This window comes from Oleiphilus sp. HI0125 (assembly GCF_001635355.1).
Map to the genome: position 1 here is coordinate 1 of NZ_LWGF01000378.1, position 2,291 is coordinate 2,291.

Sequence of the window (2,291 nt, forward strand, 5' to 3'; positions counted from 1 at the left end):
CCATTATCTGTAATCGTCAGTTCCGGATTGGCTGTCTGTAGATTCAACGCCGTGAGCGTATCACCATCCACATCACTCGCTTGCGCCAAGAGCTGCTCTTGGCTCAGTGTGATACTTCCATCCTCATCAATTGCATACGCCAAGTTACCTGAAACAGGGAAGTCGTTCACAGGAACAACTACGATATTCGCTTGGGCCGTATCACTCGCACCCTCAGCATCTAACACAACCACATCGAGGACAATGTCGCCATTGAAATTCTCATTCGGAATAAAACTAAAGGAGCCATCATCATTCGCACTCAGCGTTCCATCTGATCCTGAGTAGCTAACACCTTGCAGACTCACATCACCTTCAACGTCACTTGAATTCGCCAAAAGCTGTGCAGGTGTCAATGTAATTGTACCGTCCTCATTCATGCTGAAAGACGTATCCCCTGCAACTGGCGGGTCATTCACCGGAACAACTACAATATTCGCTTGGGCCGTATCTGTACCACCCTGACCATCAGACACGGTAAAGTCGACGGTGACATTACCATTGAAGTTCTCATTCGGTGCAAAGGTATATGTGTCATCTCCATTATCGGTGAAGATTCCATCCGTACCTGTGTATGCAACATCTGAGATACTCAGCGTATCACCATCAACATCCGACGCTCCCGTTAACAGATCCCCATCTGTAAGCGTGATCGTCCCGTCTTCGTTCATCTGGAAATTCTGATCCTGCGCGACCGGCAGATCATTCACTGGGTTCACTGTCAAATCGATATTGGCTGCAACTGTCGCTTCACCATCGAATACATCGAAACTAATATCGAGATCACCATTGAAGTTTGCAGCCGGTGTCAGCGTGAACGTCCCATCACCATTATCTGTAATCGTCAGTTCCGGATTGGCTGTCTGTAGATTCAACGCCGTGAGCGTATCACCATCCACATCACTCGCTTGCGCCAAGAGCTGCTCTTGGCTCAGTGTGATACTTCCATCCTCATCAATTGCATACGCCAAGTTACCTGAAACAGGGAAGTCGTTCACAGGAACAACTACGATATTCGCTTGGGCCGTATCACTCGCACCCTCAGCATCTAACACAACCACATCGAGGACAATGTCACCATTGAAATTCTCATTCGGAATAAAACTAAAGGAGCCATCATCATTCTCACTCAGCGTTCCATCTGATCCTGAGTAGCTCACACCTTGCAGACTCACATCACCTTCAACGTCACTTGAATTCGCCAAAAGCTGTGCAGGTGTCAATGTAATTGTACCGTCCTCATTCATGCTGAAAGACGTATCCCCTGCAACTGGCGGGTCATTCACAGGAACAACTACAATATTCGCTTGGGCCGTATCTGTACCACCCTGACCATCAGACACGGTAAAGTCGACGGTGACATTACCATTGAAGTTCTCATTCGGTGCAAAGGTATATGTGTCATCTCCATTATCGGTGAAGATTCCATCCGTACCTGTGTATGCAACATCTGAGATACTCAGCGTATCACCATCAACATCCGACGCTCCCGTTAACAGATCCCCATCTGTAAGCGTGATCGTCCCGTCTTCGTTCATCTGGAAATTCTGATCCTGCGCGACCGGCAGATCATTCACTGGGTTCACTGTCAAATCAATATTGGCTGCAACTGTCGCTTCACCATCGAATACATCGAAACTAATATCGAGATCACCATTGAAGTTTGCAGCCGGTGTCAGCGTGAACGTCCCATCACCATTATCTGTAATCGTCAGTTCCGGATTGGCTGTCTGTAGATTCAACGCCGTGAGCGTATCACCCTCCACATCACTCGCTTGCGCCAAGAGCTGCTCTTGGCTCAGTGTGATACTTCCATCCTCATCAATTGCATACGCCAAGTCACCTGAAACTGGCGGGTCATTCACAGGAACAACTACGATATTCGCTTGGGCCGTATCACTCGCACCCTCAGAATCTAGCACAACCACATCGAGGACAATGTCGCCATTGAAATTCTCATTCGGAATAAAACTAAAGGAGCCATCATCATTCGCACTCAGCGTTCCATCTGATCCTGAGTAGCTCACACCTTGCAGACTCACATCACCTTCAACGTCACTTGAATTCGCCAAAAGCTGTGCAGGTGTCAATGTAATTGTACCGTCCTCATTCATGCTGAAAGACGTATCCCCTGCAACTGGCGGGTCATTCACCGGAACAACTACAATATTCGCTTGGGCCGTATCTGTACCACCCTGACCATCAGACACGGTAAAGTCGACGGTGACATTACCATTGAAGTTCTCATTCGG

Annotated in this window: 1 protein-coding gene; it reads right to left on the minus strand. The window is 48.1% G+C overall.

Annotated features, from left to right (window positions below):
- Positions 1–2,291: tandem-95 repeat protein (locus A3762_RS05215; protein ID WP_156493254.1), on the minus strand; the 2,291-nt coding region annotated here is incomplete at both ends.